The organism is Micromonospora sp. RP3T (genome assembly GCF_003027925.1).
Classification (GTDB): domain Bacteria; phylum Actinomycetota; class Actinomycetes; order Mycobacteriales; family Micromonosporaceae; genus Micromonospora.
This window is the reverse complement of sequence record NZ_PYPS01000009.1, coordinates 80,338-106,095: the sequence shown is the minus strand read 5'-3', so window position 1 is coordinate 106,095 and position 25,758 is coordinate 80,338. Positions and strand designations below refer to the sequence as shown.

Genomic DNA, 25,758 nt, shown 5'->3' with positions numbered 1-25,758 from the left:
CGGCCTGGGCAACTGAAGGGGCCGTTGGACGGATCCCGGCCGGCCGGTCGGGTCACCTCGGGATTCCCGTCGCCGGGATCCGGCCGGCGGTGCGACCCGCCAGGTCAGCCGCGTTGAGCCCGGCTCGGTGGGCCGGGACCACGGGCACCCGGGGGGATGTGTCAGGATTCCGTCACCGCTCCGTACGCGAGCCGGCGGCGACGCCGACTCCCGGGGGCAGGTCGGGCCCGACGCCGGGAAACCCGCTGAATGGCCAGCACAGATCGGCCATCTCTCCGCGGGCTGCCCACACCTGGGCAGGCTTACCGGAACGTGAGCAGACTTTCCCTCAACGTTCGGATCGGGGACACTCGAAGTCACGGTCAGTTCCAGCTGTGCCGTGGACTGCCCGGCTCGGTCGAAAGGGAGCGACAGACTCTGATGCCCTCACCCCATTTGGCCGAGAACGACTCCGACGGTCTTGCCCTGATGGCGTACCTGGGCTGGTTGCGCCGCCGCTGGTGGATCCTGCTGCTCGCCGCGGTCCTCGGTCTGGCCGGCGGCCTGGCGATCAACCAAGTCCAGGACGCGCGCTACACCTCGACCACCTCGCTGCTGGTGCGCCCGCTCGGCTCCGGCGCGGAGAGCAACCCGAACGCCAAGGTCAACCTCGACACCGAGGCGCAGGTGGTCCGGTCGCTCGTGGTGGCGGAGCGGGCCAAGGGCCTGATGAAGGTCACCACCGGCGGTGACGAGCTGGTCAAGTCCGTGACCGTCAGCGTCCCGCCGAACAGCCAGATCCTCCAGGTCGCCTACGAGGCGGGCAGCCCCGCCGAGGCGCAGGCCGGTTCGCACGCGTTCGCGCAGGCCTACCTCGACCTGCGCAAGGCCACCGCGCAGAAGTCGCTGGAGAACGAGGTCAACGCGCTCAAGCAGCAGATCGCCGACTACAACAAGCAGCTCAGCGCCGTCGCCGGACGGATCGCGGCGGCCCCGGCCAACTCCCCCGAGCGGGAGCGTGCCGAGGCCGACCGCAGCGTGCTGACCAACCAGCTCAACGGGTTGAACAACCGGCTCAGCCCGCTGGTCTCGGCCGACTCCGACCCCGGAGAGATCATCTCCGACGCCCGACTGCCCGAGCGGCCCAGCTCGCCGAACCGCACGCTGAACCTGGCCAGCGGCATGGGCGCGGGGCTGCTGCTCGGCATCGTGCTGGCGCTGGTGCTGGACCGGCTCGACACCCGGATCCGGCGCGGGCGCGACATCTCCGACCGGGTCGGCCTGCCGCTGCTGCTGGAGCTGAACACCCGTCCGCCGTCGCTCTCCGTCCTGCCCGCCACCCACCGGATCTCCCGCGAGCTGGGCCGGCTGCGCAACGTGCTGCTCTCCGCCGTCCCCGAGTCGGCCCAGGCCGGTCGCGGTCGTCAGCTCCTGCTCTGCGACGGCTCGGCCGGCACCGCCGCCGGGTTCGTCGCCGCCAACCTGGCCGCCGCGTACGCCCGCACCGGCGCGCAGGTCGCGCTGGTCACCACCAAGCCGGACTCGGCACTCAGCGGCATCACCGGCGTCGCCGAGGGGCGGCACAGCCTCGCCTCGGTGCTCCGCCGCGACGTGCCGGCACTCAAGGCGCTCGCGCCGGTGCCGGGCCTCGGCCAGCTCCGGGTGCTCGTCCCCGGCGAGCTGGACGCGGAGGTGGAGCTGCCGGTCGCCGGTCTGCTGGAGATCCTGCACGAGCTGACCGCACGCTTCGACCACGTGCTGATCGAGACCGGGCAGCCGACCCAGGCCGTGGAGGCCCAGGCCCTGGGCCGCTACGTCGACGCGGTGATCGTGGTGGCCGAGTCCGGCAAGACCCGCAGCGGTGAGATCACCGCCGCCCTCCAGCAGTTCGAGCAGGTCAACGCGCCGGTCATCGGTGCGGTGCTGGCACCGCGCCTGCCCGCGCCGACCGGCGGCGCGACCCGCCCCGTCGCGGCGGCCGGCTCGACCACTCCGGCGACGCCGGCCAACCGGCCCAAGCCGCGACCGAGTCCCGGCCCGTCCGCCGAGTCGACGATGGTGCTGCCGCGCATGCAGTCGTCCCGATCCGGCCCGGCCGCCGGGTCGGCGAAGCCGGGCGCCCCGGGCAAGGGCGCGGCGCCGGTGAAGCCGCCGGTCGGTCCGGGCAAGCCGCAGGCCGGCCCCGGCAAGCCGATGCCGGTCAACGGCACCGGTGGCACCTACCGTTCCCGGGGCGACGGCGGTGACGGCCGCAGCTACGCCATCGACTCCGGCGAGGACCTGGGGTGAACCGCCGGCAGATGCTCCGCGCCGCCCTCGCTCCGGCCGTCGTCCTCGGCGTCGGCACGGGGTGCAGTGAGCCCCAGCCCAAGCCGGGCAGCGTCGACGTGGTCGACCCGGGCAGCGCCGCCGCGACGCCACCGTCGGCCAGTCCGACGTCGAGCCTGCCCGTCGGCCCGCTGACCGGGGCGCCGGTCGGCACGCCGGCGGCGGCCACCCGCCAGGCGGTCGCGGTGCCGATGCGGGTGAGCCCCGCCACCACCCCGGCCGGTCTGGACGCCGCCGACCTGGTCTACGCCGAGTTCGCCGAGTCCGACACGCTGCACCTGACCGCCGTGTTCCACTCCCGGGACGCCAGCAAGATCGGGCCGGTGACCGAGATCCGGCCGGTCGACATCCGCTCGGTCTCGGTGCTGCGCCCGTTCGTGGGATATGACGGCGGTCCGACCGGTTTCCTCAGTCAGTTCGAAAGCTCCGACCTCGACGGCGTCACCCCCGACGACGACGGCAAGGTCTTCAGCGGCGACTACACCTCGACGGCCGCGCTGCTCAAGGCCGCCCCGAAGGGGGGTCAACCGCCCACGCCGGCGCTGGACCACGCCACCGGCGGCGACGCGCTGGCCGCCCGGGACCTCGTGCCCGCCACCGAGCTGTCGATCAGCGTCTCCGGCGGCCCGCCGATGGTCTGGCGGTACGACCAGCCGAAGGCCCGCTGGGTGGGCAAGGTCGGCACCGCGACGGTGACCGCCGCCTCGGTGATCGTGCTGACCATGGAATACCGCACGCTCGAGGTGCGTAAGCCGTCGTTCCGCGCGCTGCCGTCGGCGAACGTCTTCGGCGAGGGCGCGGTGCTCGCGGTGTCCGGTCCGACCAGCGCGAAGGGCCGCTGGCGCAAGCCCGGCCTGGGCATGGTCTGCACGCTCGCCGACGCCGGCGGTGACCTGCTGCACCCGCAACCCGGCAACGCCTGGGTGATCTACGCCCCGACCACCGCCAAGGTCACCGTGAAATGAGCACCGTCACCCCACCCCGCCCGGCGCGCGGGTCGGTCCCGGTGGGCGCGGTGGTGCCGCCGCCCGGGGGCAACCGCCTCGCGCCGGTGCGGGCCCGGCCGAAGGGCTGGTCCTGGCGGCTGCCGACCGCGTGGCCGCTGATCTCGCTCTTCCTGCTCTGGCCGGTGTGGTGGGCGCTCGGGGTGTCCAGCTTCGTCTTCATCATCTTCGCGGTGCCGATGGTGGTGCAGATGGCCCGGCGCGGTCCGGTCCGGGTGCCGCCCGGCTTCGGCATCTGGCTGATCCTGCTGCTCTGGCTGTTCCTGTCCGTCTCGACGCTCGGGCTGACCGCCCCGAACACGCTGCCGCCCGGCGGTGGTGGTGGGCGCTATCTCGGCTGGGGCATCCGGCTGGCCAACTTCGTCGCGATGACCGTGGCCATGCTCTACGTCTACAACCTCAGCGAGCGGGAGCTGTCCCGCCGCCGGATGATCCGGCTCTTCGGGTTCATGGGCGTGGTGGTGGTCGTCGGCGGTTGGCTCGGCTCGCTCTTCCCCACCACGGGGTTCGTCGCGCCACTGCGTTTCGTCCTGCCGCACTCGATCGCCACCCACCCCTTCGTCGCCTCGCTGATGGACGTGAAGTTCGCCCAGGTGCAGCAGGTGATCGAGGGGGAGGCCAGCTCACCGCGACCGTCCGCGCCGTTCACGTACACGAACTCGTGGGGTGAGAACACCGCGATCCTGCTGGTCTGGCTGATCGTCGGCTGGGTGGTGCTGGGCAGGCCGCTGCGCCGGACCGCCGGCGTGGCGATCGCGCTCGCCGCGATCTTCCCGATCATCTACTCGCTCAACCGCGGGCTCTGGATCGGTGTCGGCATCGCCGCGGCCTATGTGGCGCTCCGGCTCGCGCTGCGCGGCCGGATGGTGGTGCTCGGCGGGCTCGCGCTGGCGGTCGGGCTGATCGGCGTGCTGATCGTCGCCACCCCGCTCGGCCGGACGTTCGACGAACGGTTGCAGAACGGGCACAGCGACGACATCCGCACCACGCTGTCCGAGGGCGCGGTCGCCGCCGCCAACCACTCGCCGATCCTCGGCTACGGCGGCAACCGCGCACTGATCGGCAGCAACCGGTCCATCGCGATCGGCAAGTCCGACGACTGCAAGCAGTGCGGCAACCGGGAGCTGGGCAGCAACGGCCAGCTCTGGGCGCTGCTCGTCGGCCAGGGCTGGGTCGGCGCGCTGGCCTACAACGGCTTCTTCCTCTACTGCCTCTGGCGGTACCGGCGCGACCACAGCGCGATCGGGATCGCCGGCACGCTCGTGATCATCCTGATGCTCTTCTTCCAGTTCACCTACGGCGCACTGGAAGCCACCCTCGCCTACGCCCTGATCTCGGTCGCCCTGCTGGCCCGCAACGACCAGCTCCGCCGCGCGCTCGCGCCGGCGCCACCCAAGGGCACGATCGCCGGGCTACGGGCCCGACTGGAAGCAGCCGGTGAACGTTGATGGTGCTCCGCGTACCCCCGGACGGCGACGGCCGTTCCGCCTACCTCGGTGAGCTGGCCGACCTGATCTGGCCCGCACCTGCCGAACCCGCGCTGCGCCGGGGCGGCGCCGGCTGGGTGGTGGTGCCCTCGGCCGCACGCCCCCGGCTGCTGGTGCCCACCGGCTCGGGCCGGGCCGCCGCCGGCGCCGTCCGGCACTCCACCGAGGCGGTCGGTCGCAAGGCCAAGCTGGTACGGCAGGGGTTGGCCACCGCGTTCCGGCTCGGGCTGGGGCCGGTGGTGTTCCGCGACCGGCTGGTGGTCGCCGGGGGCGGGCTGGACGCCTACCTGACCGAGGTGCTGGGCGAACCGGCGCTGGTCAGCCTGCACATCGGTCCGGCGCGGGCCAACCGCAAGCCGGTGCTGCAACTGCTCGCCCCGGACGGCCGGGCCCTCGGCTACGCCAAACTCGGCGTCGACCCGCTGACCCGGGCCCTGGTCGACGCGGAGGCCGCCGCGCTGCGCCGCCTCGCCGGCCTGCCGCTCGGCCCGGTGGTCCTGGCCGGGGTCCGCCATCACGGCGACTGGCACGGGCACGCGCTGCTGGTCCAGGAGGCGCTGCCGGTGCGGCTGCCCCGGGCCGCCCCGGCCGAGGCGGCGGCGGCCGAGCGGGCCGCCATGGTGGCGGTGGCCGGTTGTCTCGGCGTACGCCGGGAGTCGTGGGCGGGCAGCGGGCACGCGGCGCGGCTCGGTGCGGCGGTGGACGCGCTCGGTGACCGGCCGGAGGCCGGGCGGCTGCGCGCGGCGCTGAGGTCGGTCGCGGACGCCGACCCGGTGGTGGCGTTCGGCGCCTGGCACGGGGACTGGAACGGCGGCAACAGCGCGGTGCTGGCCGACGGCCGGGTGCTGGTCTGGGACTGGGAGCGGTTCGAGGCGGACGTGCCGGCCGGCTACGACGCGCTGCACCTGGCGGTGCAGGGTGCGATGAGCCACGCCGGGGTGGAGCCGATCGAGGCCGCCCGCGCGCTGATCGCCGGCGCGGACCGGACGCTCGCGCCGTTCGAGCAGGTCGGTGGGGGCGCCGACCTCGTCGCCGTGCTCTACCTGGTGGAGCTGGCGGCACGTTATCTGCGGGACCGGCAGGCCGAGGCGGGTGCGCGGCTGGGGCACGTCGACACCTGGCTGCTGCCCGCCGTCGAGGAGCACCTGGCCCGCCGGGCCCGGTGAGAGTGAGGAGTGGGACGTGACGGTGGCCAGGGAGCAGGCGCTCCGCGCGGTGAAGTCGGTGAGTCGGACGGTCGGTCGGTTGACCGCGGGCTCGCGGATGGTGCCGGGATTCCTGATCGTGGGGGCGCAGCGCTGCGGCACCACCTCGCTGTTCAAGACGCTCTCGCAGCACCCGGGCGTGCTGCCGCCCGCGTACCACAAGGGCGTGCACTACTTCGACGTCGACTACCACCGGGGGATGAGCTGGTATCTCGGCCACTTCCCCACAAACGGCAAGGCGGACGCGGTGAAGGCGCAGCTCGGCGTGCGCGGGATCACCGGCGAGTCGAGCCCCTACTACATGTTCCACCCGCTGGCCGGGCAGCGGATCGCCAAGGACCTGCCGTCGGTCAAGCTGCTGGTGCTGCTGCGTGACCCGGTGGAGCGGGCCTACTCGGCGCACTCCCACGAGCTGGCCCGTGGCTACGAGACCGAGGCGGACTTCGAACGCGCGCTGGCGCTGGAGGAGCAGCGGACCGCGGGTGAGCGGGAGCGGATGACCGCCGACCCGACGTACGCCAGCGAGCACTTCCAGCACAACTCCTACCTGGCCCGGGGCCGCTACATCGAGCAGGTGGAACGGCTGGAGGCGCTGGTCGGCCGGGACCGGCTGCACGTGATCGACAGCGACGACTTCTTCGCCGACCCGCGGCCGTCCTTCGACGCGGTCTGCGACTTCCTGGAGCTGCCCCGCTGGGCGGACATCTCGTTCGGCAAGCACAACTCGCGGTCCCGTTCCCCGATGTCGGCCGAGCTGCGGACCCGGCTGGAGGACCACTTCGCCCCGTACGACGAGCGGCTGGCCACGTGGTGGGGACGCGTGCCGTCGTGGCGGCGGTGACCCGGGCGGACGCCGACGCCACCGTCGTCCTGCCGGCGGTCGGGCCGGGTCCGGGCGCGGGCGCGGGCCTGGGCGGCGCGGCCCGGCAGGGCTTCGCCAACCTGCTCGGGGTGGGGCTGGCCGCGGTGGCCGGCTTCGGCCTCAACATCGTCATCGCCCGGGGCTGGTCGGTCCGCGAGGCCGGCATGTTCTTCGCCGCCACCAGCGCTTTCATGATCGCCGCGTCGACGGCCCGGCTCGGCACCGACGTGGGCACCGTCTACTTCGTCAGCCGGCAGCGCACGCTGGACCGGCGGGACGAGATCCGCGGCACGATCCTGGCCGGTCTGCTGCCGGTGCTGGTGGTCGGCGCGCTGCTGGGCGTGGCCGGTTGGCTGGCCGCCCCGGCGCTGGCCCGGGCGACCATGCCGGAGGCCGGTCCGGGCGCGGTGACCGCGCTGCGCATCCTGCTGGCGTTCGTGCCACTGGCCGCGCTCAACGACTACGCGCTGGCCGCCTGCCGAGGCTTCGGTCAGATGCGCCCGCTGCTGACCGTGGAGCGGCTCGGCCGCACGCTGGTGCAGTTCCTGGCCGTGGCGGTGGCCGCCTGGCTCGGGCTCTCCGCCACCGTCGCGTTGCCGCTGGCCTGGGTGGTGCCCTATCTGCTCGCCGCCGTGGTCGCGCTGGTCTGGCTGGGTCGGCTGGTCGGCCGGGCCGGCAGGCAGGTGGCCCGGCCGGTGCCGGTCGGGAAGATGGTCGGGCCGTTCTGGCGGTTCACCGGCCCTCGGGCAATCAGCAGCGTGGCCGCGATCGTGGTGCAGCGGATGGACATCGTGCTGCTCAGCGCGCTGCGCGGGCCGGCGGACGCGGCGATCTACACGGCGGCGACCCGGTTCCTGGCGTTGGGTCAGCTCTCCAGCGTCGCGCTCTCCAGCTCGGTGCAGCACCGGCTGGCCGCCGCGTTCGCCCGCAACGACCGGGCCGACGCCCGGCAGCTCTACCAGGCCGCCACCGGCTGGCTGGTGCTGCTCTCCTGGCCGGCGTACCTCATCTTCGCGGCGTTCGCCACGCCCATGCTGTCGCTGTTCGGCGCCGGTTACGACGACGGCCGACGGGTGGTCGTGCTGCTCGCGCTGACCATGCTGGTGGCGACCGGATGCGGCATGGTCGACATGGTGCTCAACATGGCCGGCCGTACCGCGTGGACGTTCTACAACGCGATGGGCGGCACCGTCCTCAACGTGGTCGCCAACCTGCTGCTCATCCCGCGCCACGGCATCCTCGGCGCGGCCCTGGCCTGGACCCTCTCCATCCTGGTCACCAACCTGGTGCCGCTGACCCAGCTCTGGTGGTCGATGCGGCTGCACCCGTTCGGCGCCGGCACCCGGGCCGCGATGGCGTTGGCCGTCGCCGCGCTGGGCCTGCCGCTCGGCGTGGCCACCCTGCTCGGCGCGACGCCGCCGGTGCTCGCGCTGGTGGCGGTCGCCGGGGTGGCGGCGTACCTGGCGGGGGCGTGGCGCTGGCGGCGCACGCTGCATCTCGACGCGCTCCGGTCGCTGCGCCGGGGCCGCAACCGCGCCGGGGCGGACCCGGCGACCCGGTCCTGACCGTTCCTGCTCACCGATGGGATCTTCGATGACCAGCGACTCCCCCCTCGCCCCGCACGCCGGGCTGTCCACGGTGAAGGCCGCGAAGCTCGCCGCGGTCGGCCTGCTGGCGGACCGCAAGGAACGCCGGGACCTGGAGCGGCCGGTGGAGGCCGGCAAGCGGAAGCTCACCCTGAAGGTGGAGCGACCGATCTTCATCCTCGGCGCCCCACGCTCCGGCACCACGTTCCTGGGTAGCTGCGTGGGTGCGCTGCCGGACGTGTCCTACCACTACGAACCGCGGCTGACCAAGGCGGTCGCCCGCTGCGTCTACGAGGGAAGTTGGACCCGGCAGCGCGCCGCGCGCTACTTCCGTGGCTACTACGGCGCGCTGCTCGCCGCCGCCGGCCACGGTGGGCTGCGGTTCGCCGAGAAGGACCCGGAGAACTGCTTCATCGTGCCGTTCCTGGCCGACGTCTTCCCGGACGCGGTCTTCCTGCACGTCTACCGGGACGGCCGGGACGTGGCCGTGTCGCATGCCGAGCAGCCCTGGTTGAACGCGGCCTCGACCGGTAGCGGGCGCAGCGGTCGCGGCGGTACGCCGTGGGGCGCCGCGCCGCGGTTCTGGGTGGAGCCGGAGCGGCGCGAGGAGTTCACCCGCGTCTCCGACCTGGGGCGGTCCGCCTGGATGTGGCGGCGCTTCACCAGCAGCGCGTTGGCCCAGCTCGCCGCGCTGCCGGCGGACCGGGTCCGGCACCTGCGCTACGAGGACGTGGTCACCCGGCCGGCCGAGGCGGCCAAGGTGGTGGCCGATTTCCTGGAGGTCGGCGACCCGGCCGGCCGGCAGGCGCTGCACGCCCGGTTCGGGCAGGCCCGGCCCGGCTCGGTGGGGCGCTGGCGGAAGCGACTGACCGAAGAGGATCTGACCGACGTGCTGGCCCAGGCCGGCCCGCTGTTGACGGAGCTCGGCTACCACCCGTGAGGGCGCTGGCACGGGTAGAGTGCCAGGGGTCGCCCGCCCGGCTCGGCGTGCCGTCCCGCTGACGCGGGCCCGCCCGGCAGACATGACAGTGGACCGGCGACCATCCTGGGGAGAGGTTGCGGTGGTACGACGGTTACGACGGACGATGGCGGCCGTGTTCGCGTTGGCCCTCCTGGCTCCGGCGGTCGCGGCGTGCGACTCCGGGTCGGGCGACCGGGCCGGGGAGACCGCGTCGGCGGTGCCGCCGCCGCCCACGGTGACGCCCCGCAAGGGCGCGGTCCAGACCACCGGGCGCGGGCCGGAACTGCCGGAGCAGGGCGCCTGGGTGGGCGCCTGGGTGAAGCCGCAGTTCCACAACGCCACCGGCCGGGCGGCGGCGTGGGACGACTTCAACCGGGCGGCGGGCGGTCAGCTCGCCATCGCGCACATGTTCCACGAGTGGAACGAGCCGTTCCCGGGTGGCACCGAGCGGGCGTTCCAGGCGCAGGGCAAGCTCCAGATGATCTCCTGGCAGGGCACCGACACCCGGTCGACGGTCAGCGGCGTCTACGACAACCTGATCCGGCAGCGGGCGCAGGACGTCAAGGCGTTCGGGGTGCCGGTGCTGCTGCGTTACCGGTGGGAGATGGACCGGCCGAACCTGGCCGCCAGCATGCACTCCCCGGAGGACTACGTCGCCGCCTGGAAGCACGTGCGCGCCATCTTCACCGAGGTCGGCGCCACGAACGCGGCCTGGACGTGGTGTCCGCACGCGGACGGGTTCGCCGAGCCGGAACGCCGGGCCGCCGACTACTACCCCGGTGACGACCAGGTCGACTGGCTCTGCACCGACGTCTACCCGAGCCCGGAGTGGAACAGCTTCAGCAACCGGATGGACCACTTCATGGCGTTCGCCAAGAAGCATCCGAGGCCGGTGGTGATCGGCGAGTTCGGGCTGACCCAGGACGGCCGGCCGGGCCAGCGGGCCGAGTGGATGAGTGAGGTCGGTCCGTACCTGAAGAAGCACCCGCAGATCAAGGCCGTGATCTATTTCGCGGCCAAGCAGACCGAGAAGCCGCTGTACGACAGCACGTTCGGCAACGACCCGGAGAGCGCGGCGGTGTTCCGCGAGCTGGCCACCGACCCGTACTTCAATCCGCCGATGCCGGATCTCAGCGCCTCCGGTGCGCCATCTCCCGCACGCACAGAGTGATCTTCACTCGTCTTTTCGTTCGACTCGGACCGCTCGTTGTGTCAAAAAGGCCGATCCCGGGTGGACGGGCGACAGGCGAATGCGAGAAGGTATTGCTCTCACGTCTGCGGTCGGCCGTGCGACGCCACACCTCGCGTCGGCACCGGCCACGATCGCAGCGCCTCCGACGTTCCCCCCGGAGCAGCCTGTGCCTTCCTCGATCCTGAGACACCGATCGGTGTCCGCCTTCGGTGCTGCCGTGCTCGGCATCGCCACCCTGTTCACACCGGTGCCGGCACTCGCCGCACCGGCGGCCACGGTCGCGCCCGACCACAGCACGTTGGTCGGCGAGGTGCCCTCGGACAAGACGCCGAACATCAACGACGGCAACGTCGTGGCCATCCACGACGCCGGCACGAAGGTGATCGTGGGCGGCTCGTTCACCGAGGCGCAGAACCGCGGCTCCTCGCCCACCCCGGTCGGCCGCCGGGGCCTGCTCGCCTTCGACAAGGCGACCGGCAAGATCGACAACGCGTTCGCGCCGGTGCTCGACGGTGACGTCACCGCGATCATCGCCGGCCCGACCGCCGGCACGGTCTACGTCGCCGGCACGTTCAACAAGGTCGGCGACAAGAACTTCCGCAAGCTCGCGCTGCTGAACGTCGCGGACGGCACCCCGGTCGACGGCTTCAAGGGCCCGGCGTTCAACGGCACGGTCAACGACATCGCGCTGATCGACGGCCACCTGCTGGTCGGCGGCATCTTCAGCACGGTCACCGCGACCACCAACCGCGCCGGGCTCGCCTCGCTGAACCCGACCACCGGCGCGGTGGACGACTACCTGACCGTGTCGCTGACCGAGCACCACAACTGGACGGCGACCAACGGCGGCGCCTCGGCCGGCGTCGGCGTCGAGAAGCTGACCGTCTCGCCGAACGGCAAGCACCTCGTGGTGATCGGCAACTTCAAGAAGGCCGACGACGCGGTGCACGACCAGATCGTGCGGATCAACCTGGGCGCCGACTCGGCGACAGTCGCCGACTGGAACACCGACGGCTACTCCGGCGCCTGCAAGTACAGCGCGTTCGACTCGTGGGTCCGGGACGCGCAGTTCTCCCCCGACGGCAAGTACTTCGTGGTGGTCACCACCGGCGCGTCGTACCCGGGTACGCTCTGCGACTCGGCGGCCCGCTGGGAGACCGACGCCACCGGCGCCGGCCAGAAGCCGACCTGGACGAACTTCAGCGGCGGCGACACGTTCCTCTCCGTCGGCATCAGCGAGAAGGCCATCTACGTCGGCGGCCACTTCCGCTGGTCGAACAACCCGCTCGCCCGCGACAAGGCCGGGCCGGGCGCGGTGCCGCGGGCCAGCATCGCGGCCCTCGACCCGGCCAGCGGTCTGCCGCTGGCCTGGAACCCGGGTCGCCACCCGCGCGGCTACGGCGTCACCGAGATGCTGGTCACCCCGCAGGGCCTCTGGCTCGGCAGCGACCAGGACTACATCGGCAACTTCGAGTACCAGCGGAAGAAGATCGCCTTCTTCCCGCTGGACGGCGGCAGCACCCCGCACTCGACCAGCACCAAGGGCCTGCCGGGCGACGTCTACCAGGCCGGCCGTGCGGCGCAGACCGAGGTCCTCTACCGGGTCAACGCGGGTGGCCCGGCCATCCCGGCGACCGACGGCGGGCCGGACTGGGCCGCCGACACCGACACCGCGCCCAGCCCGTACCACAACGGCGGCAACAGCGCGAAGGCGTACCCGACCAACGCGACGTTCGACGCCACGGTGCCGGCCAGCACCCCGGCGACGCTGTTCAACACCGAGCGGTGGGACCAGTCGACCGCACCGGACATGCAGTGGGACATCCCGGTCGCGGCCGGCACCCGGGTGGACGTCCGGCTCTACCTGGCCAACCGCTGGAGCGGCACCGCCGCGGTGGGCAAGCGCAAGATCGATATCAGCGTCGACGGCGTGCTCAAGCTGAACGACTTCGACCCGGTGGCGGCCGCCGGCGGCACCGACCGCGGCACCATGCAGTCCGTCTCCGTGGTCAGCGACGGCGTGGTCGACATCGACTTCGGTCGGGTCCTGGAGAACCCGCTGATCCAGGGCATCGAGGTCGTCAAGACCGCGCCGACGCCCGACGCGTCGGACGTGCTCTACCGGGTCAACGCCGGTGGCGACCAGCTCGCCGCGCCGAGCGGCCCGGCCTGGGCCGCCGACAGCCTCACCGCGCCGAGCGCCCTGCACAACGCCGGCAACACGGTGACGACGTACACCACCGACGCGACTGTCGACGGCACCGTCCCGGCCGGCACGCCGGCCCAGCTCTTCAGCAGCGAGCGGTGGGACGAGTCGCCCGCGCCGGACATGCAGTGGGACTTCCCGGTCCCGGCCGGCACGCCGGTGCAGGTGCGGCTCTACCTCGCCAACCGCTGGGCGGGCACCGCCACCGCCGGCAAGCGCAAGTTCAACGTCAGCATCGACGGCGTGCAGAAGCTGAGCAGCTTCGACCCGATCGCCGCGATCGGCGCCACCAACAAGGGCACCATGCGGGCGTTCGCGGTCACCAGCGACGGCAACATCGACGTCGACTTCGGTCGGGTCCTGGAAAACCCGCTGGTGCAGGGCATCGAGGTCGTCAAGCTGCCGCCGGTGCCGCCGGCCACCACGGTCGACAGCATCACCAAGCGGTCGTACGACGGCGCGACCGGCGTCGGCAACGCGATGTCGGTGCCGAACCCGGACAACACCCGCTGGTCGACCGTCAAGGGCGCGTTCTGGGTCGGCGGTGACCTGTTCTACGGCGTCGGCGGCGACCTCTACAAGCGCTCGTTCGACGGCACCGAGTTCGGCACCCCGAAGAAGCTGGACCCGTACCACGACGCGAAGTGGGACACTGTCGTCACCGGCTCCGCGCCGGAGGGCTCGACCTACGCGGGCATGACCACCAACTTCGCCGCCGAGCTGCCCAACGTGACCGCGATGTTCTACAAGAGCGGTCGGATCTACTACGCGCTGGCCGGCCAGGCCACGCTGTTCTCGCGGCAGTTCACGCCGGACACCGGCACGGTCGGCGCGGAGCGCACCACGATCACCGGGACCACCGCGTTCGCGGACGCGGGCGGCCTGTTCCTGGACGGCGACAAGCTCTACGTCGTCTCCCGGAGCACCGGCACGCTGTCCTCGATGGACTGGGCGGACGGCGTGCCGACCGGTTCCGCCACCACCCGCAGCGGTCCCGCCGTCGACGACGTGGACTGGCGCGGCACGGCGGTCTTCGTCGGTCCCTGAGGTAGGCGCAGCGATGGCCCGGCCGGTATCGGCCGGGCCATCGTGCTTTGTAAGGCGGGGCCCCCGCTTAACGCCTTTGGTAGAGGAAGGGGCCCCGCTTAACACGCATCGCCGCGAGCGGCGCGGATGGCTACTGTCGGAGCGTGCCCACCGACCCCCTCCGTTGTGCCGGCGCGCTGATCGTCGACGACGACGGCCGCATCTTCGTCCAACGTCGCTCGCCCGAGCGGCGTCTCTTCCCCAACTGCTGGGACATCGCCGGCGGTCACCTGGAGCCGGGCGAGGAGATCGACGACGCGCTGCGCCGGGAGGTCGCCGAGGAGACCGGTTGGGCGGTGTCGCACGTGCTCGGCCTGGTCGGCGAGTACCGCTATACCGGCGACGACGGGCTGGACCGGGTGGAGACCGACTTCCTGGTCCGGGTGGACGGCGACCTGAGCCGGCCGCGCCTGGAGCCGACCGAGCACACCGAGTTCCGCTGGCTGGCGGAGCGGGACATCGCCCTGCTGGACGAGCACCGGGACGTCAACGACGGGCTGCTCCGGCGGATCGTGGCGGACGGCTTCGCGGCGCTGCGGTCGATCGGGCTGTAAGCCGACCGGGCCCGGCGGCCGGGCGATCATGGGCTGAACCACGGCCGCCGGGCCGCCGACGATATCCTCACCTCGTGGAATCCGGTCGAGAAGAGGAGCGTGTCGGCATGATCGGGATGGTGCTCGCCGCGGGTGCGGGGCGCCGGCTGCGGCCGTACACGGACACCCTGCCCAAGGCCCTGGTGCCGGTCGACGGGGAGGTCACCATCCTCGACATCGCGCTGCGCAACCTCGCCGCGGTGGGGCTGACCGAGGTGGTCATCGTGGTCGGCTACGCGGCCGACGCGGTCCGGCAGCGGCAGGCCGAGCTGGCCGAGAAGTACGGCGTCACGATCACGCTGGTCGACAACGACAAGGCCGAGGAGTGGAACAACGCCTACTCGCTCTGGCTGGCCCGGGAGCACTTCTCCCGGGGGGTGCTGCTGGTCAACGGCGACACCGTGCACCCGGTGAGCGTGGAGAAGACGCTGCTGGCCGAGCGCGGCCCCGGCATCCTGCTGGCCGTCGACACGCTCAAGCCGCTGGCCGAGGAGGAGATGAAGACCACCTTCGACGCGGCCGGTCAGCTCACCCGGATCACCAAGCTGATGGACCCGGGCGAGGCGTACGGCGAGTACATCGGCGCGACGCTGATCGAGCCGCAGGTGGCCGACGCGCTCGCGGACGCGCTGGAGGCGACGTGGCGGCGCGACCCGAACCTCTACTACGAGGACGGCTACCAGGAGTTCGCCGACTCCGGTGGCGAGGTGCGGGCGGCGCCGATCGGTGACGTCTCCTGGGTCGAGGTCGACAACCACGACGATCTGGCCCGGGCGCGGGAGATCGCGTGCCACTACTAGCCCGTAGCGTCCTCACCCCGCTGCACATCGACGTGCGGCGGGGCGCGGTGGCGGACCTGGCGGCGATCCTCTCCGACGGCCGGATCTCGGCCGGCGGCGACGTCGCCGTGGTGGTCGGGCCGGGACAGGGCGAGAAGATCGCCGAGCTGCTCCGCCCGTCGCTGCGGTCGGCGGACGTGTTCACGGTGGCCGGCGGCACCCTGGACGCCGCCGACGAGCTGGGCGGCAAGCTGCGCGCCCGGTCGTACGACGCGGTGGTCGGCATCGGCGGCGGCAAGACCATCGACGTGGCGAAGTACGCGGCCACCCGGCGTGGGCTGCCGATGGTGACGGTGGCGACCGCGCTCGCAAACGACGGCATCGCCTCCCCGGTGGCCAGCCTGATCACCGAGGGGTTGAAGGGCTCCTACGGGGTGCACATCCCGATCGCGGTGATCGTCGACCTGGACTTCGTGGAGGCCGGGCCGGAACGGCACAACCGCGCCGGCATCGGCGACGTGGTCAGCAACATCAGCGCGCTTGCCGACTGGGAGCTGGCCCGGCGGGTACGCGGCGAGCCGGTCGACGGGCTGGCCGCCTCGCTGGCCCGGGCCGGCGCGGAGGCGGTGCTGAACCATCCGGGCGACATGACCGACGACGCGTTCGTCACGGTGCTGGCCGAGGCGCTGATCTCCAGCGGCCTGGCGATGGCGGTCTGCGGCACCAGCCGCCCGTCCAGTGGCGGCTGCCACGAGATCATGCACGCGATCGACGCGCTCTTCCCGGGCACCGCCTCGCACGGTGAGCTGGCCGGGCTGGGCGCGTTGTTCTGCACGTTCCTGCGCGGCGACGAGCGCCGGTTCGCCGAGATGTCCGCCTGTCTGGTCCGGCACGGGCTGCCCCGGCTGCCGTCCGAGGTGGGCCTGACCGACCACCAGTTCGTCGAGGCGGTGCAGTTCGCGCCGGCGACCCGGCCGGACCGCTACACCATCCTGGAACACCTGACGATGTCCGCTTCCGAGACCCGGGAGCGGCTGGCAGACTACGCCGGTGCCCTCCGCGACCACCTTGGCTGAGCCCCGTCCCACCGTCGCCGACTTCCACCGGGTCAACCGGGGAGGCGGCCTGTTCAGCGAGTCGATCAGCCAGTGGATCGGGGCGGCGTTCGCGCTCGTCGCCCAGCGGCTGGGGCTGCGCCCGACCGCGCTGACCCTGGCCAACCTGGTGCTGGGGCTGGCCGCCTCGGTGACCGTGGTCGCGCTCGCCGACGACGTGGCCGCCGGCACCGTTCCCGCCTGGATGGTCGGCCTGGTCGCGCTGGTCGGCTGGCAGATCGCGTACGCGCTTGACTGCGCCGACGGGCAGCTCGCCCGGGTGACCGGCCAGGGCAGCGCGGCCGGTGCCCGGGTCGACGTGCTCTGCGACGTGGCCGCCCAGATCGCGCTGGTGGCCGCGTTGTCCGCCACGGCCGTGGCGCAGCGCCCGGCCACGCCCGTCTGGCTGGTGGCGGTCTTCGCCGGCACCTGGATGGTCAACCTGGTGACCTCGGTGATGCAGTCCGGCCCGAACGCGGCCAGCATGGTCACCTCGACCTCGTTCCCGGTACGCGTGGTGAAGCTGGTCCGCGACTACGGCGCGGTGATCTTCCTGGCCGGGCTGGTGCTGGTGTTCGCGCCCGCGCTGGCGTTCTGGGTGGTGGTGGCGTTCACCGTGGTCAACGGCGGTTTCCTGCTCGCGAGCATCGCCTTCTCCGCCCGCGCCGCGTGGTAAGGCGGGGCCCCCGGTTAACGCTTTCGGTAGAGGCGGGGCCCCTTCTTAACACTGCCTGCCGGAGTCACTGGCGGGCGGCAGGACCAGGTCGAGGCCGCTACAGACTTGATGTCGTGAACGACTCACAGGAGGACTACTCCCTCGATCCCACCTTCGATGCCCCACGGGAAGGTGGCCGCCTGTTGGTCCGTGAAGCGGCGGAAGAGAAGAGATCCGCGCGTTCTATCACGGCGAACAGGTGCCCCGTCCCGTAGGCGTCGTCCCCGCCACCGAGGCCGAACTCCGGACGGCGGACTGCCTCATCCAGTACGAGAGGTACGGCTAGCTGCTCTTGAGCGAGTCGATGAAGGTACGCCAGCCCTGGGCGTCGAATGCCAGCGTGGGACCGGCCTTGTCCTTGCTGTCTCGAACGGCCACCCCGTCGCGCAGATCGGCCACCTCGACGCACGCGCCGCCGTTGCCGTCGCTGCGGGTGGACTTGTGCCACACCGCGCCGGTGAGGTCCGGGTTCGACATGTCAGCCTCTACTTCATCTCGTCGGCAATCCCCAGGATGAGCTTCCGAGACTCTGCCGGCCCCAGGGCCGCAGCCCGGAGGCGATCCCACAGCCGATTGTAGGCCCGCACTGCCTCGGGGCTGTCGAGGTAATCCGCGTCGGTGAACGTCTCCAGGTAGACGACGTCCGAGGCGACTTCCTCCCCGAAACGGAGGGTGATGAAGGTATATGAGGAGATCACGTAGGTCTGGGCATCCAGCGGAAAGACCTGGATCGTGACGTTGGGCCGGTTGGCGAGAGTGGCGAGATGGGACAACTGCTCCCGCATCGTCGCCCGGTCGCCGAGGTTACGACGCAGCGCGGACTCGCTGAGGATGAAGCTCAACTCCGGTCCGTCGGGGCGATCGATCACCTTTTGTCGTTCGAGACGTACTGCGGTCTGCTGCTCTACATCCTCGCCTTCGATGATCGCCCGGATGTACGGCTCGGTCTGCAGGATGCCCGGGATGACCTCGGATTGGTACCAGCGGATCTCGGCCGCGTCCGCCTCCAGGTCAAGGTACTGCCGGAACCAGTCCGGCACCACGTTCCGGTAGCCGCTCCACCGTCCCCGCTGCCGTCCGGCGCGGGCGAGGTCCCGCAGCGGCTCGGCGGCCTCGCCGGTCACTCCGTAGAAGTCGAGCAACAGCTTCAAGTCGGTCAGCCGGATGCCGGACTGCCCCAGCTCCAGTCGACTGACCTTGCTCGACGCCGAATCGATGACCTCGGCGGCCTCCTCTTGAGTCTTGCCTGCCGCCTCGCGGGCTCGTTTCAGGGCATTGCCCAGGCGACGCCTCTGGATTGTCGGGGTGACCATGCGGCGAGTATCCCTGCCCTGCGGTAACCGGTCAGACGACACGCCGTGAGTTCCCAAATCAGGAGCGCCCCGCTAGCCTACTTATCTGGACTTCTAATTTGAGAAACTATAAAGCCTTTCGGGAGGCCCCATGGCACGGCATGCGAAGGACCCGACACGCCCCGGACTGCTGCGCAAGCTCTGGCCGTTCGCGCGCCGTCGGGTGAACCCGCTCGGCCGCCTCATCCCGCCGAGGAACCATCCGAGTCGGGCAGGCGCATACCGGGCCGTCGGCGTTGCCCGGGTGCCCTACCTACGGGAACGGCCGTTGCTGACGCTCGCCGGGGAGCATCGGGCGGGGTGCTGGTCGTGACGGGGCGACGGAGGTCCGGGACCGAGGACCGGGGCGAGGAGATCCAGGCGGCGGAACGGGAGGCCGCCCGGCAGCGACTTCTCGCCCAGGCCGAGGCGGAGCGGATACCGGCCGAGGAGTCCACCCGGGCGGTGCCGGACCGGCGGTGGCAGCGTGAACAGCAGTGAGCTGCTGCCGGTCGGCCGGCGCGTGGCGTACTGGCGGGGGCGGCGCAAGTTGTCGCAACAGGTGTTCGCCGATCGGCTCGGTCGGTCGAAGTCCTGGGTCGACAAGGTCGAGCGCGGTGTCCGGTCCCTCGACAAGGTGTCGACGCTGCGGGACATCGCCGCCGTCCTCCGGATCGACACCGCCGTGCTGCTCGGCCGGGACGCTCAACCCGCTGAGACTGCCGGGCAGGCCGAGGGCGTGGATCGGATCCGGGCGGCGCTGTCGGCGTACGAGATGGCATTGGCGCGGCCGACCACCCACGGCGCGGTGTTGCCGGCGGACCGGTTGGTCCGGGACGTCGAGCACGCCTGGATGCTGTTTCAGCATGCCCGGTATCCGCAGGTGGTCGCCGTCGCGCCAGGGCTGCTGGCGGGCGTGCAGCGCGTCGCCGCCGACGGGTGGGGGTGTCCGCTGCTGGTGGAGGCGTACCGGCTCACCGCGTCGCTGCTGGTGAAGCTCGATGAGACCGAGTTGGGCTGGCTGGCCGCGGACCGCGCCATGGCTGCCGCGACCGGCGATCGGTTGCTGGTGGCCGCCGCTGCGGTGCAGCTCGGCCAGGTGTTCCGCGCGTCCGGGCGGGCGCGGGAGGCGGAGGCAGCCACGTTGACCGCCGCATACCGGATCGCCTCGGAGGACGGTTCTCCCGGCGCGCTGTCGCTGTGCGGGACCTTGCTGGTGCAGGCCGCGCTGGCGGCGGCCCGCCGGGGCGACGACCGGGCCGCCGCTGATCTGATCGACGAGGCCGCCGGCATGGCTGCCCGGGTCGGCGAGGGTCACGACCATCACCGGACCGCGTTCGGGCCGACAGCGGTCGACCTGGCCCGGGGTGCCGCCGCGCTCGACCTGGGCAACGCGAGCGAGGCGGTCGGCTGGCACGAGAAGGCGACCGCGCGGGACGCCTGGCGCTGGCTACCGGTGGAACACCGCGCCGCGCACCTGATCGACGCGGCCCGTGCCTACCTCCAGGCCGACGACCCGGCTCGCGCCGGCCGGGTGCTGGCCGACGCCGACCGAATGGCACCCGCCGAGGTACGGCAGCGGCCCGCCGCCCGGGAGGTGCTCGCCCAGGTGATACGCGACCCGCGTGCCCCGACCACGATCGTCCAACTCGCCGCCGCCCTCGGGCTGAGCTGACCATGACCGGCCCACCGGTGTGTCCGATGCGCTACCGGCGGGCGACGGCAACGCGCTGGCGTGCCGACTCGTAGAGCAGGACGGTCGCGGCAGCCGCCGCGTTCAGGGAGCTGGCAGCCCCGGCCATCGGGATCCGGACGAGCTGGTCGCAGGCCGCCCGCCAGCCGACGCTGAGACCGGTGGTCTCGTTGCCGATCAGGGTCAGCGTGGGTCGCGTGAAGTCGTGCTCGGCGGCATCCCGTGCGCCGTGCTCGTCGGCACCCACGATGCCGATGTCGACACCGGCGGCGCGCACGTCGGCCACCCAGGACAGCACGGCCTGGTGTGCGGGCACCCGGACCACGGGCAGCGCGAACAGCGAGCCGGTGCTCGCCCGTACCGCCTTCGGGTCGTACACGTCGGCGGCATGGCCGGTGACGATGACGCCGGACGCGCCGAGGGCGTCCGCGGACCGGATGACCGTCCCGATGTTGCCGGGGCTGGTGGGCCGGTCGAAGACGACGACGTTCATGGTCGGCCCGACCGGGATACGGCACAGGTCGTCCTCACGTGTCGCGACCACGGCCAGCAGCTCCGGTGCCGTGTCCGCCTTGCCGCCCAGCTCGTGCATCAGTTCCCGGGAGACGGCGAACCGCTCGGCCCGGACGGCGTCCAGGGTCCTGCGGGCCCAGCCGGACAGCTGGGCGTCGGCGTCGTGGAGCAGCTCCCGGACCTGCCAGCCGTGTTCGACGGCCATGGCGATCGGGCGTACGCCCTGCACGAGGAACTCGCCGCGACGCTGCCGCTTGGCCCGGTTGCGGAGCAGCGCCTCCCACTGCTGGAACCGGGCGTTGCGGCCACTCACCAGCCCTGTCACCGGTGCGGCTCGGCAACAACGGTGTCCCGTCCGAGTCCCCGGCGAATCGCGATCTCCACGGCCGAGTACGCGCCGTCGGCCCGTTCCAGTTCGTACGGCGCGGCCGGCATCAGCGGCGGCTGGGCCATGAAGCGCGGTCGCGTCCCATGGTGCGGTTGGGCCGCGTGCACCAGGAACGGATGGCACAGGAAGACGTCGCCCGGGGACCCGGTGGCCAGGGCGAGTGGCCGGTGGTCGGAGGCCGCCACCAACTCGGGCGCGAGGTCCAGCCCGCTCGCCCCGTCCTCCCCGTACTTCTCCAGCACCTTCGGCACGTCGAGGTGTGAGCCGACCCGGATCCGGGTCGGGGCGTCCTCCGCACCGACCTCGCTGAAGAGGAACAGCATCAGCAGCGCCCGGTCCCGGGAGCGGACGTTCGTGAAGTACCAGGTCGCGCCCTCCGGCAGATAGCTGCCCTCGATGTGCCAACCCGCGTCGTCCGGCTCGTCGGTGTGCGGGAAGCGCAATGGGAACGTCCCCAGCGAGTAACGCGGTTCCCACCGTCCCGCGCCGACGAGCAGGTCGTACGCGTGGTGGAGGAACGGCGAGTTCGGCGCGGCGGCGAACGGCCCCTGCGCCATGCCGGGCACCCAGTGCACGGGCTGCGTCCAGGTGGCCGGGTCGTCCGGGTCGCAGCCCGTCTCCCGCCACAGCAGCCTCGCGCAGTCCGCGGCCACGCGCGGTGCGACGGCCCCCGCCAGCTTCACGAAGCCGTCGCGAAGGAACCGGGACACCAGCGTTTCGTCGTCCATGCCTCCCATCGTGTGGTGGCACCGGTCCCAGTCACCCGACACTTCCCGCGCCGCGTCGGTCGGGTGGGCCGGCGAAAGAGGCGGCGGGAGGGAGGCCGGTCAGGAGAGGGAGGCGTAGACGTCGATCAGGCGCTTGGTGATCACGTCGGGGTGGAACGTGCGCTCGTAGCGGGTGCGGGCCGCGCCGGCCAGGGCGCGCGCTTCCGCGGCGGCCAAGGGCAGCGCGGCGGCCAGCGCGTCGGCCTCGGGCGCCACCACCCAGCCGGCCTCACCGCGCTGCACCCCGACCGGCAACGGGACCTGCCCTTCGCCGGGCGCGGCGGTCGCCACCTCGGCCGGGCCGGTGCCGGCCGGCTCGCGGGGGGTGTCCGCGCCGACCAGGTACGGGATGCCGCCGAGCGCGGTCCCGAGCACCGGCCGACCGGCCGCCAGCGCCTCGATGATCACGGTGGGCAGCACGTCGTGCCAGGTCGAGGTGGCCAGCACCACGGCGCTGTCGGTGAGCGCCGCGCGTACCCCCTGGCGGTCGAGCTGGCCCAGGTAGCGCACGTCGGGCCGCTCGGCGGCGGCCGCCTCGGCCAACCGGCGCAACTCGCCGTCACCGGCGATGCGCAGCGGGCCGAGCGCGCCCACCGGGTGTCGCCGCCACGCCGCGAGCAGCAGGTCCAGGCCCTTCTCCGGGCTGAGCCGGCCCATGAACAGGAAGCCGTCCCCCACCGGCGCCGGCGTGCCCGGATCGGGCACCGCGTTGGGCTTGACCACGATCCGCTCGTCCGGGATGCCGTAGTCCCGCAGGTGGTCGGCGACCGCCGAGGTCAGCGCGATGAAGCGGTCCACCGACCGCCAGGTCGGGCGGTGCACGGCCAGCGTGGTGGCCATCAGCGCGCTCTGCGCCCGGGAGTCGCGGTAGCAGCGGTGCACGATCGCGGGCACGCCCAGCGCGCGACCGCGGCAGTCCTGGCAGATCACGCCGTCGCGGAAGTAGAGACCGGAGGAGCAGACCTGCCGGTAGTTGTGCACCGTCTGCACCACCGGCACGCCGCGCTTGTGCGCGGTCCGCACCACCCAGGGCGAGAGCAGCGGGTACGGGTTGTGCAGGTGCAACACGTCCGGCCGGTGCTCGACGAGCAGGCGGTCCAGGTCGTGCTGGGCCTTCGGGGCCCAGATCGGCGAGATCGGCAGCAGCGCCTTGGCCGGCTTCGACATCGACGGGATCTCGTCGGAGCTGCGCTGGAACGGCAGCACCTCCACGCCGGCAGCGGTGAGCTGGGCGATCTCCGCGTCGACGATGGTGTTCTCGCCGGACGGCTGAGCTTCCCGGTACCGGTTGTGCGCCACCACGATTCTCACGGGAAAGAAGGCTACCGTTGTCCCGTGCCTGAACTACCGGAGGTGGAAGCGCTCGCCGGGTACCTGCGTGAGCGGGCGGTGGGCCGGCGGGTCGAGCGGTTCGAGGTGGCCTCGATCAACGCGCTGAAGACGTACGATCCGCCGCCCAGCGCGGTCGCCGGTCGGACGGTCACCGGCGCGGGCCGGCACGGGAAGTTCCTGGACGTCCGGTTCGACGAGGATCTGCACCTGGTGATCCACCTGGCCCGGGCGGGCTGGCTGCACTACCGGGAGGCGTTTCCGTCGGCGACCCCGCTGCGGCCCGGCAAGGGCCCGATCGCGGTGCGGGTACGCCTCGACGACGGCTCCGGCTTCGACCTGACCGAGGCCGGCACCCAGAAGAAGCTGGCCGCCTACCTGGTCACCGACCCGGCCCAGGTGCCCGGCGTGGCGAAGCTGGGGCCGGACGCGCTGGCGGCCGACCTGCCCACGTTCGTCGAGCGGCTACGCAGCCGCCGGGGGCAGGTCAAGGGCGTGCTGACCGACCAGTCGGTGCTGGCCGGCGTGGGCAACGCGTACTCGGACGAGATTCTGCACGCGGCGCGGCTCTCCCCGTTCGCGATCACCGACCGGCTCACCGACGACCAGCTCGCCGGCCTGCACGCGGCGACCCGGACGGTGCTGGGCGACGCGGTCCGGCGGTCGATGGGTCAGCGGGCCGCGGAGCTGAAGGGGGAGAAGCGCTCGGGCCTCAAGGTGCACGCCCGGAAAGGGCTGCCCTGTCCGGTGTGTGGCGACACGGTGCGTGAGGTCTCGTTCGCCGACTCCAGCCTCCAGTACTGCCCCACCTGTCAGACCGGCGGCAAGCCGTTGGCTGACCGAAGGTTGTCCCGACTCGTACGGTGAGTAACCACACCCGGTCGTTACTGAGCGGAATCGACCGGGGATCGCGGAAGGTCCCGGTCGGTGGCTCTACCCGAGCCGTCATCCATCGGTATAGTGGCTCGGTCCCCGGCTTCACAACTGACTCGGAGCCGGCCAGATCGCCACGGTCAACGTGGGAGACTGGGACGGTGAGCGACCCGCGTCCTCACGGCGAGTGAGGTTCGGGTCATGCGGGAGGACATGGGTTGAGGTGACGACAAGCCTCCAGCGCCCGGTAACCGACACAGGCCGGAGCAAGAGCGTGCGGCACGTCGACAGCTTTGAGATCCAGCCGCCGACACCGCCGTCGCACAACGGCGTACCCCGGTCGGCGTGGGCTCGCGCGCGACGCCGGGTCTCCCGTTGGCACCGTCCCTACATCGCGATCCTGCTGCTGGCCGACTTCGGTGCGGCGGCCCTGGCCAGCTTCCTGGCCGTGCAGATCTTCGAGCAGGCCGCCTCCGGTTTCCGGGACGCGCCCCAGGCGTGGTTCTACACCGTGGCGTTCCTGCTCCTGCCGCTCGGCTGGCTGCTCATCCTGTGGGGCAACCGCACCTACGACCGGCGCTACCTGGGCCTCGGCCCGGACGAGTACAAGCGGGTGATCCGCTCCGGCGTGGCGGTCGCCGCCACCGTCTCCTTCCTGGCGTTCGCGACGAAGACCACGCTGTCCCGGTGGACGGTCGGCTTCGCGCTGCTCGGCGCGCTGCTGCTGATCCTGCTCGGCCGGATGATCGTCCGGGCGGGCCTGCACGCGCTGCGCCGCCGCGTCGGCCAGGCCGGGCACCGGATGGTGCTGGTCGGCACGCTGCCGGAGTGCCTGGAGGTCTACACCACTGTCACCCGCAACCCCAACGTCGGCCTGGTGCCGGTGGCCATCCACCTCACCGACGGGTACGCCGCCGCCCGGGGCCTGGAGACGCCGGTGCCGGTGTACGCCGGCCGTGACGTGCTGGCCCTGGTGCGGGAGGTCGGCGGGGACACCATCGCGGTCTGCGGCTCCGCCAGCGCCGAACCGGGTGAGCTGCGCCGGCTGGCCTGGCAGTTGGAGGGCTCCGGCGTCGACCTGGTGGTCGCGCCCCAGCTCACCGACATCGCCGGCCCCCGGGTGCACATCCGCCCGATCGAGGGCCTGCCGCTGCTGCACGTCGAGGAGCCGACGCTCTCCGGCCCGGCGCTGCTGCTCAAGAACCTGATGGACCGCGTCGCCGCGGCGCTGGGCCTGTTGCTGCTCTCCCCGCTCTTCGCCGCGATCGCGCTCGCCATCCGCATCTCCGACCCCGGTCCGGTGTTCTTCCGGCAGCCCCGGGTCGGGCACGAGGGGCGCACGTTCCGGGTGTGGAAGTTCCGCACCATGTACGTGGACGCGGAGGAGCGGCTGGCCGGCCTGGTCGACCAGAACGAGACCGACGGCATGCTGTTCAAGATGAAGCAGGATCCCCGGGTCTTCCCGGTGGGCCGCTTCCTGCGGGCCTCGTCGCTTGACGAGCTGCCCCAGTTGATCAACGTGCTCTGGGGGGAGATGTCCCTGGTCGGCCCGCGTCCGCTGCCCGCCGACGACGGCGACTTCCTGGGCGACGTGCGACGCCGGCTGCTGGTCCGGCCGGGCATGACCGGTCTGTGGCAGGTGTCCGGCCGCTCCGACCTGTCCTGGGACGAGGCGGTCCGGCTCGACCTCTACTACGTCGACAACTGGTCGCTGGCGTACGACCTGAGCATCCTGTGGCGGACCGTCGGGGTGGTGCTGGCCCGCAAGGGCGCGTACTAACGTTCCC

22 protein-coding genes are annotated in these 25,758 nt (G+C 72.3%); 17 read left to right on the top strand and 5 right to left on the bottom strand.

What is annotated here, in order from left to right; all coding sequences use genetic code 11:
* The first annotated feature begins 420 nt into the window (after window positions 1–420).
* The 13 genes from C8054_RS10080 to C8054_RS10020 all read left to right on the top strand — a co-directional run bounded on the left by C8054_RS10080 (window position 421) and on the right by C8054_RS10020 (window position 17,038).
* On the top strand, window positions 421–2,268 hold the full coding sequence (locus C8054_RS10080; RefSeq protein WP_107156492.1) for a Wzz/FepE/Etk N-terminal domain-containing protein: 1,848 nt from the start codon (window positions 421–423) through the stop codon (window positions 2,266–2,268).
* A complete protein-coding gene (locus C8054_RS10075) occupies window positions 2,265–3,272 on the top strand; it encodes a DUF3048 domain-containing protein (protein ID WP_107156491.1) in 1,008 nt (335 codons plus the stop codon). The genes C8054_RS10080 and C8054_RS10075 overlap by 4 nt, the downstream gene beginning before the upstream one ends.
* A complete protein-coding gene (locus C8054_RS10070; protein WP_107156490.1) occupies window positions 3,269–4,759 on the top strand; it encodes an O-antigen ligase in 1,491 nt (496 codons plus the stop codon). Before C8054_RS10075 ends, C8054_RS10070 begins: the two co-directional genes overlap by 4 nt.
* Window positions 4,759–5,964 (top strand): hypothetical protein, encoded by a 1,206-nt coding sequence (locus C8054_RS10065; RefSeq protein ID WP_107156489.1) that lies wholly within the window; start codon window positions 4,759–4,761, stop codon window positions 5,962–5,964. Before C8054_RS10070 ends, C8054_RS10065 begins: the two co-directional genes overlap by 1 nt.
* Before the next feature lie 16 nt (window positions 5,965–5,980).
* Window positions 5,981–6,844: a sulfotransferase domain-containing protein gene (locus C8054_RS10060; protein ID WP_107156488.1), complete on the top strand. Its 864-nt coding sequence runs from the start codon at window positions 5,981–5,983 to the stop codon at window positions 6,842–6,844.
* Complete coding sequence (locus C8054_RS10055; protein WP_107156487.1) at window positions 6,811–8,430, top strand: flippase; 1,620 nt, start codon at window positions 6,811–6,813, stop codon at window positions 8,428–8,430. Before C8054_RS10060 ends, C8054_RS10055 begins: the two co-directional genes overlap by 34 nt.
* A 28-nt stretch (window positions 8,431–8,458) precedes the next feature.
* Window positions 8,459–9,391, top strand: a complete 933-nt coding sequence (locus tag C8054_RS10050; protein ID WP_107156486.1) for a sulfotransferase — start codon at window positions 8,459–8,461, stop codon at window positions 9,389–9,391.
* Between the two features lie 145 nt (window positions 9,392–9,536).
* Window positions 9,537–10,583, top strand: coding sequence for a glycoside hydrolase family 26 protein (locus C8054_RS10045; RefSeq protein WP_107156485.1), 1,047 nt, complete (start codon window positions 9,537–9,539; stop codon window positions 10,581–10,583).
* A 217-nt stretch (window positions 10,584–10,800) separates the two neighbouring features.
* On the top strand, window positions 10,801–13,857 hold the full coding sequence (locus C8054_RS10040; protein WP_233219564.1) for a malectin domain-containing carbohydrate-binding protein: 3,057 nt from the start codon (window positions 10,801–10,803) through the stop codon (window positions 13,855–13,857).
* 143 nt (window positions 13,858–14,000) lie between these two features.
* Window positions 14,001–14,450, top strand: coding sequence for an NUDIX domain-containing protein (locus C8054_RS10035; protein ID WP_199199666.1), 450 nt, complete (start codon window positions 14,001–14,003; stop codon window positions 14,448–14,450).
* A 107-nt stretch (window positions 14,451–14,557) separates the two neighbouring features.
* The gene (locus C8054_RS10030; protein ID WP_107156482.1) at window positions 14,558–15,289 is read left to right on the top strand and encodes a sugar phosphate nucleotidyltransferase; all 732 of its coding nucleotides are present in this window, start codon (window positions 14,558–14,560) and stop codon (window positions 15,287–15,289) included.
* Window positions 15,277–16,344, top strand: coding sequence for an iron-containing alcohol dehydrogenase family protein (locus tag C8054_RS10025; protein ID WP_107156481.1), 1,068 nt, complete (start codon window positions 15,277–15,279; stop codon window positions 16,342–16,344). The genes C8054_RS10030 and C8054_RS10025 overlap by 13 nt, the downstream gene beginning before the upstream one ends.
* On the top strand, window positions 16,319–17,038 hold the full coding sequence (locus tag C8054_RS10020) for a CDP-alcohol phosphatidyltransferase family protein (RefSeq protein ID WP_107156480.1): 720 nt from the start codon (window positions 16,319–16,321) through the stop codon (window positions 17,036–17,038). Before C8054_RS10025 ends, C8054_RS10020 begins: the two co-directional genes overlap by 26 nt.
* 321 nt (window positions 17,039–17,359) lie before the next feature.
* Here the strand turns inward: C8054_RS10020 and C8054_RS10015 are convergent, their stop codons facing one another.
* Both C8054_RS10015 and C8054_RS10010 read right to left on the bottom strand, forming a co-directional pair.
* A complete protein-coding gene (locus tag C8054_RS10015) occupies window positions 17,360–17,554 on the bottom strand; it encodes a DUF397 domain-containing protein (protein ID WP_107156479.1) in 195 nt (64 codons plus the stop codon).
* Between the two features lie 8 nt (window positions 17,555–17,562).
* On the bottom strand, window positions 17,563–18,390 hold the full coding sequence (locus tag C8054_RS10010) for a helix-turn-helix transcriptional regulator (RefSeq protein WP_107156478.1): 828 nt from the start codon (window positions 18,388–18,390) through the stop codon (window positions 17,563–17,565).
* A gap of 348 nt (window positions 18,391–18,738) precedes the next feature.
* Between C8054_RS10010 and C8054_RS32265 the strand changes: the two genes are divergently transcribed.
* Both C8054_RS32265 and C8054_RS10000 read left to right on the top strand, forming a co-directional pair.
* Window positions 18,739–18,909 (top strand): hypothetical protein, encoded by a 171-nt coding sequence (locus C8054_RS32265; protein ID WP_199199665.1) that lies wholly within the window; start codon window positions 18,739–18,741, stop codon window positions 18,907–18,909.
* On the top strand, window positions 18,896–20,083 hold the full coding sequence (locus C8054_RS10000; protein ID WP_233219563.1) for a helix-turn-helix domain-containing protein: 1,188 nt from the start codon (window positions 18,896–18,898) through the stop codon (window positions 20,081–20,083). The genes C8054_RS32265 and C8054_RS10000 overlap by 14 nt, the downstream gene beginning before the upstream one ends.
* A gap of 31 nt (window positions 20,084–20,114) precedes the next feature.
* Here C8054_RS10000 and C8054_RS09995 read toward each other — a convergent pair whose 3' ends face one another.
* The 3 genes from C8054_RS09995 to C8054_RS09985 all read right to left on the bottom strand — a co-directional run bounded on the left by C8054_RS09995 (window position 20,115) and on the right by C8054_RS09985 (window position 23,080).
* Window positions 20,115–20,939 carry a TrmH family RNA methyltransferase gene (locus tag C8054_RS09995; protein ID WP_107156476.1) on the bottom strand — a complete coding sequence of 275 codons (825 nt, stop codon included), beginning with the start codon at window positions 20,937–20,939 and terminating at the stop codon, window positions 20,115–20,117.
* Window positions 20,936–21,730 carry a phytanoyl-CoA dioxygenase family protein gene (locus tag C8054_RS09990; protein ID WP_107156475.1) on the bottom strand — a complete coding sequence of 265 codons (795 nt, stop codon included), beginning with the start codon at window positions 21,728–21,730 and terminating at the stop codon, window positions 20,936–20,938. The genes C8054_RS09995 and C8054_RS09990 overlap by 4 nt, the downstream gene beginning before the upstream one ends.
* 99 nt (window positions 21,731–21,829) lie before the next feature.
* Window positions 21,830–23,080, bottom strand: coding sequence for a glycosyltransferase family 4 protein (locus C8054_RS09985; RefSeq protein WP_107156474.1), 1,251 nt, complete (start codon window positions 23,078–23,080; stop codon window positions 21,830–21,832).
* 24 nt (window positions 23,081–23,104) lie between these two features.
* Between C8054_RS09985 and C8054_RS09980 the strand changes: the two genes are divergently transcribed.
* Together C8054_RS09980 and C8054_RS09975 are read left to right on the top strand one after the other, a co-directional pair.
* Complete coding sequence (locus C8054_RS09980; protein WP_107156473.1) at window positions 23,105–23,965, top strand: Fpg/Nei family DNA glycosylase; 861 nt, start codon at window positions 23,105–23,107, stop codon at window positions 23,963–23,965.
* 280 nt (window positions 23,966–24,245) lie between these two features.
* Entirely contained in the window at window positions 24,246–25,751 is a 1,506-nt protein-coding gene (locus C8054_RS09975) for a sugar transferase (protein ID WP_107156472.1), read from the top strand.
* The last annotated feature ends 7 nt before the right edge of the window (window positions 25,752–25,758 follow it).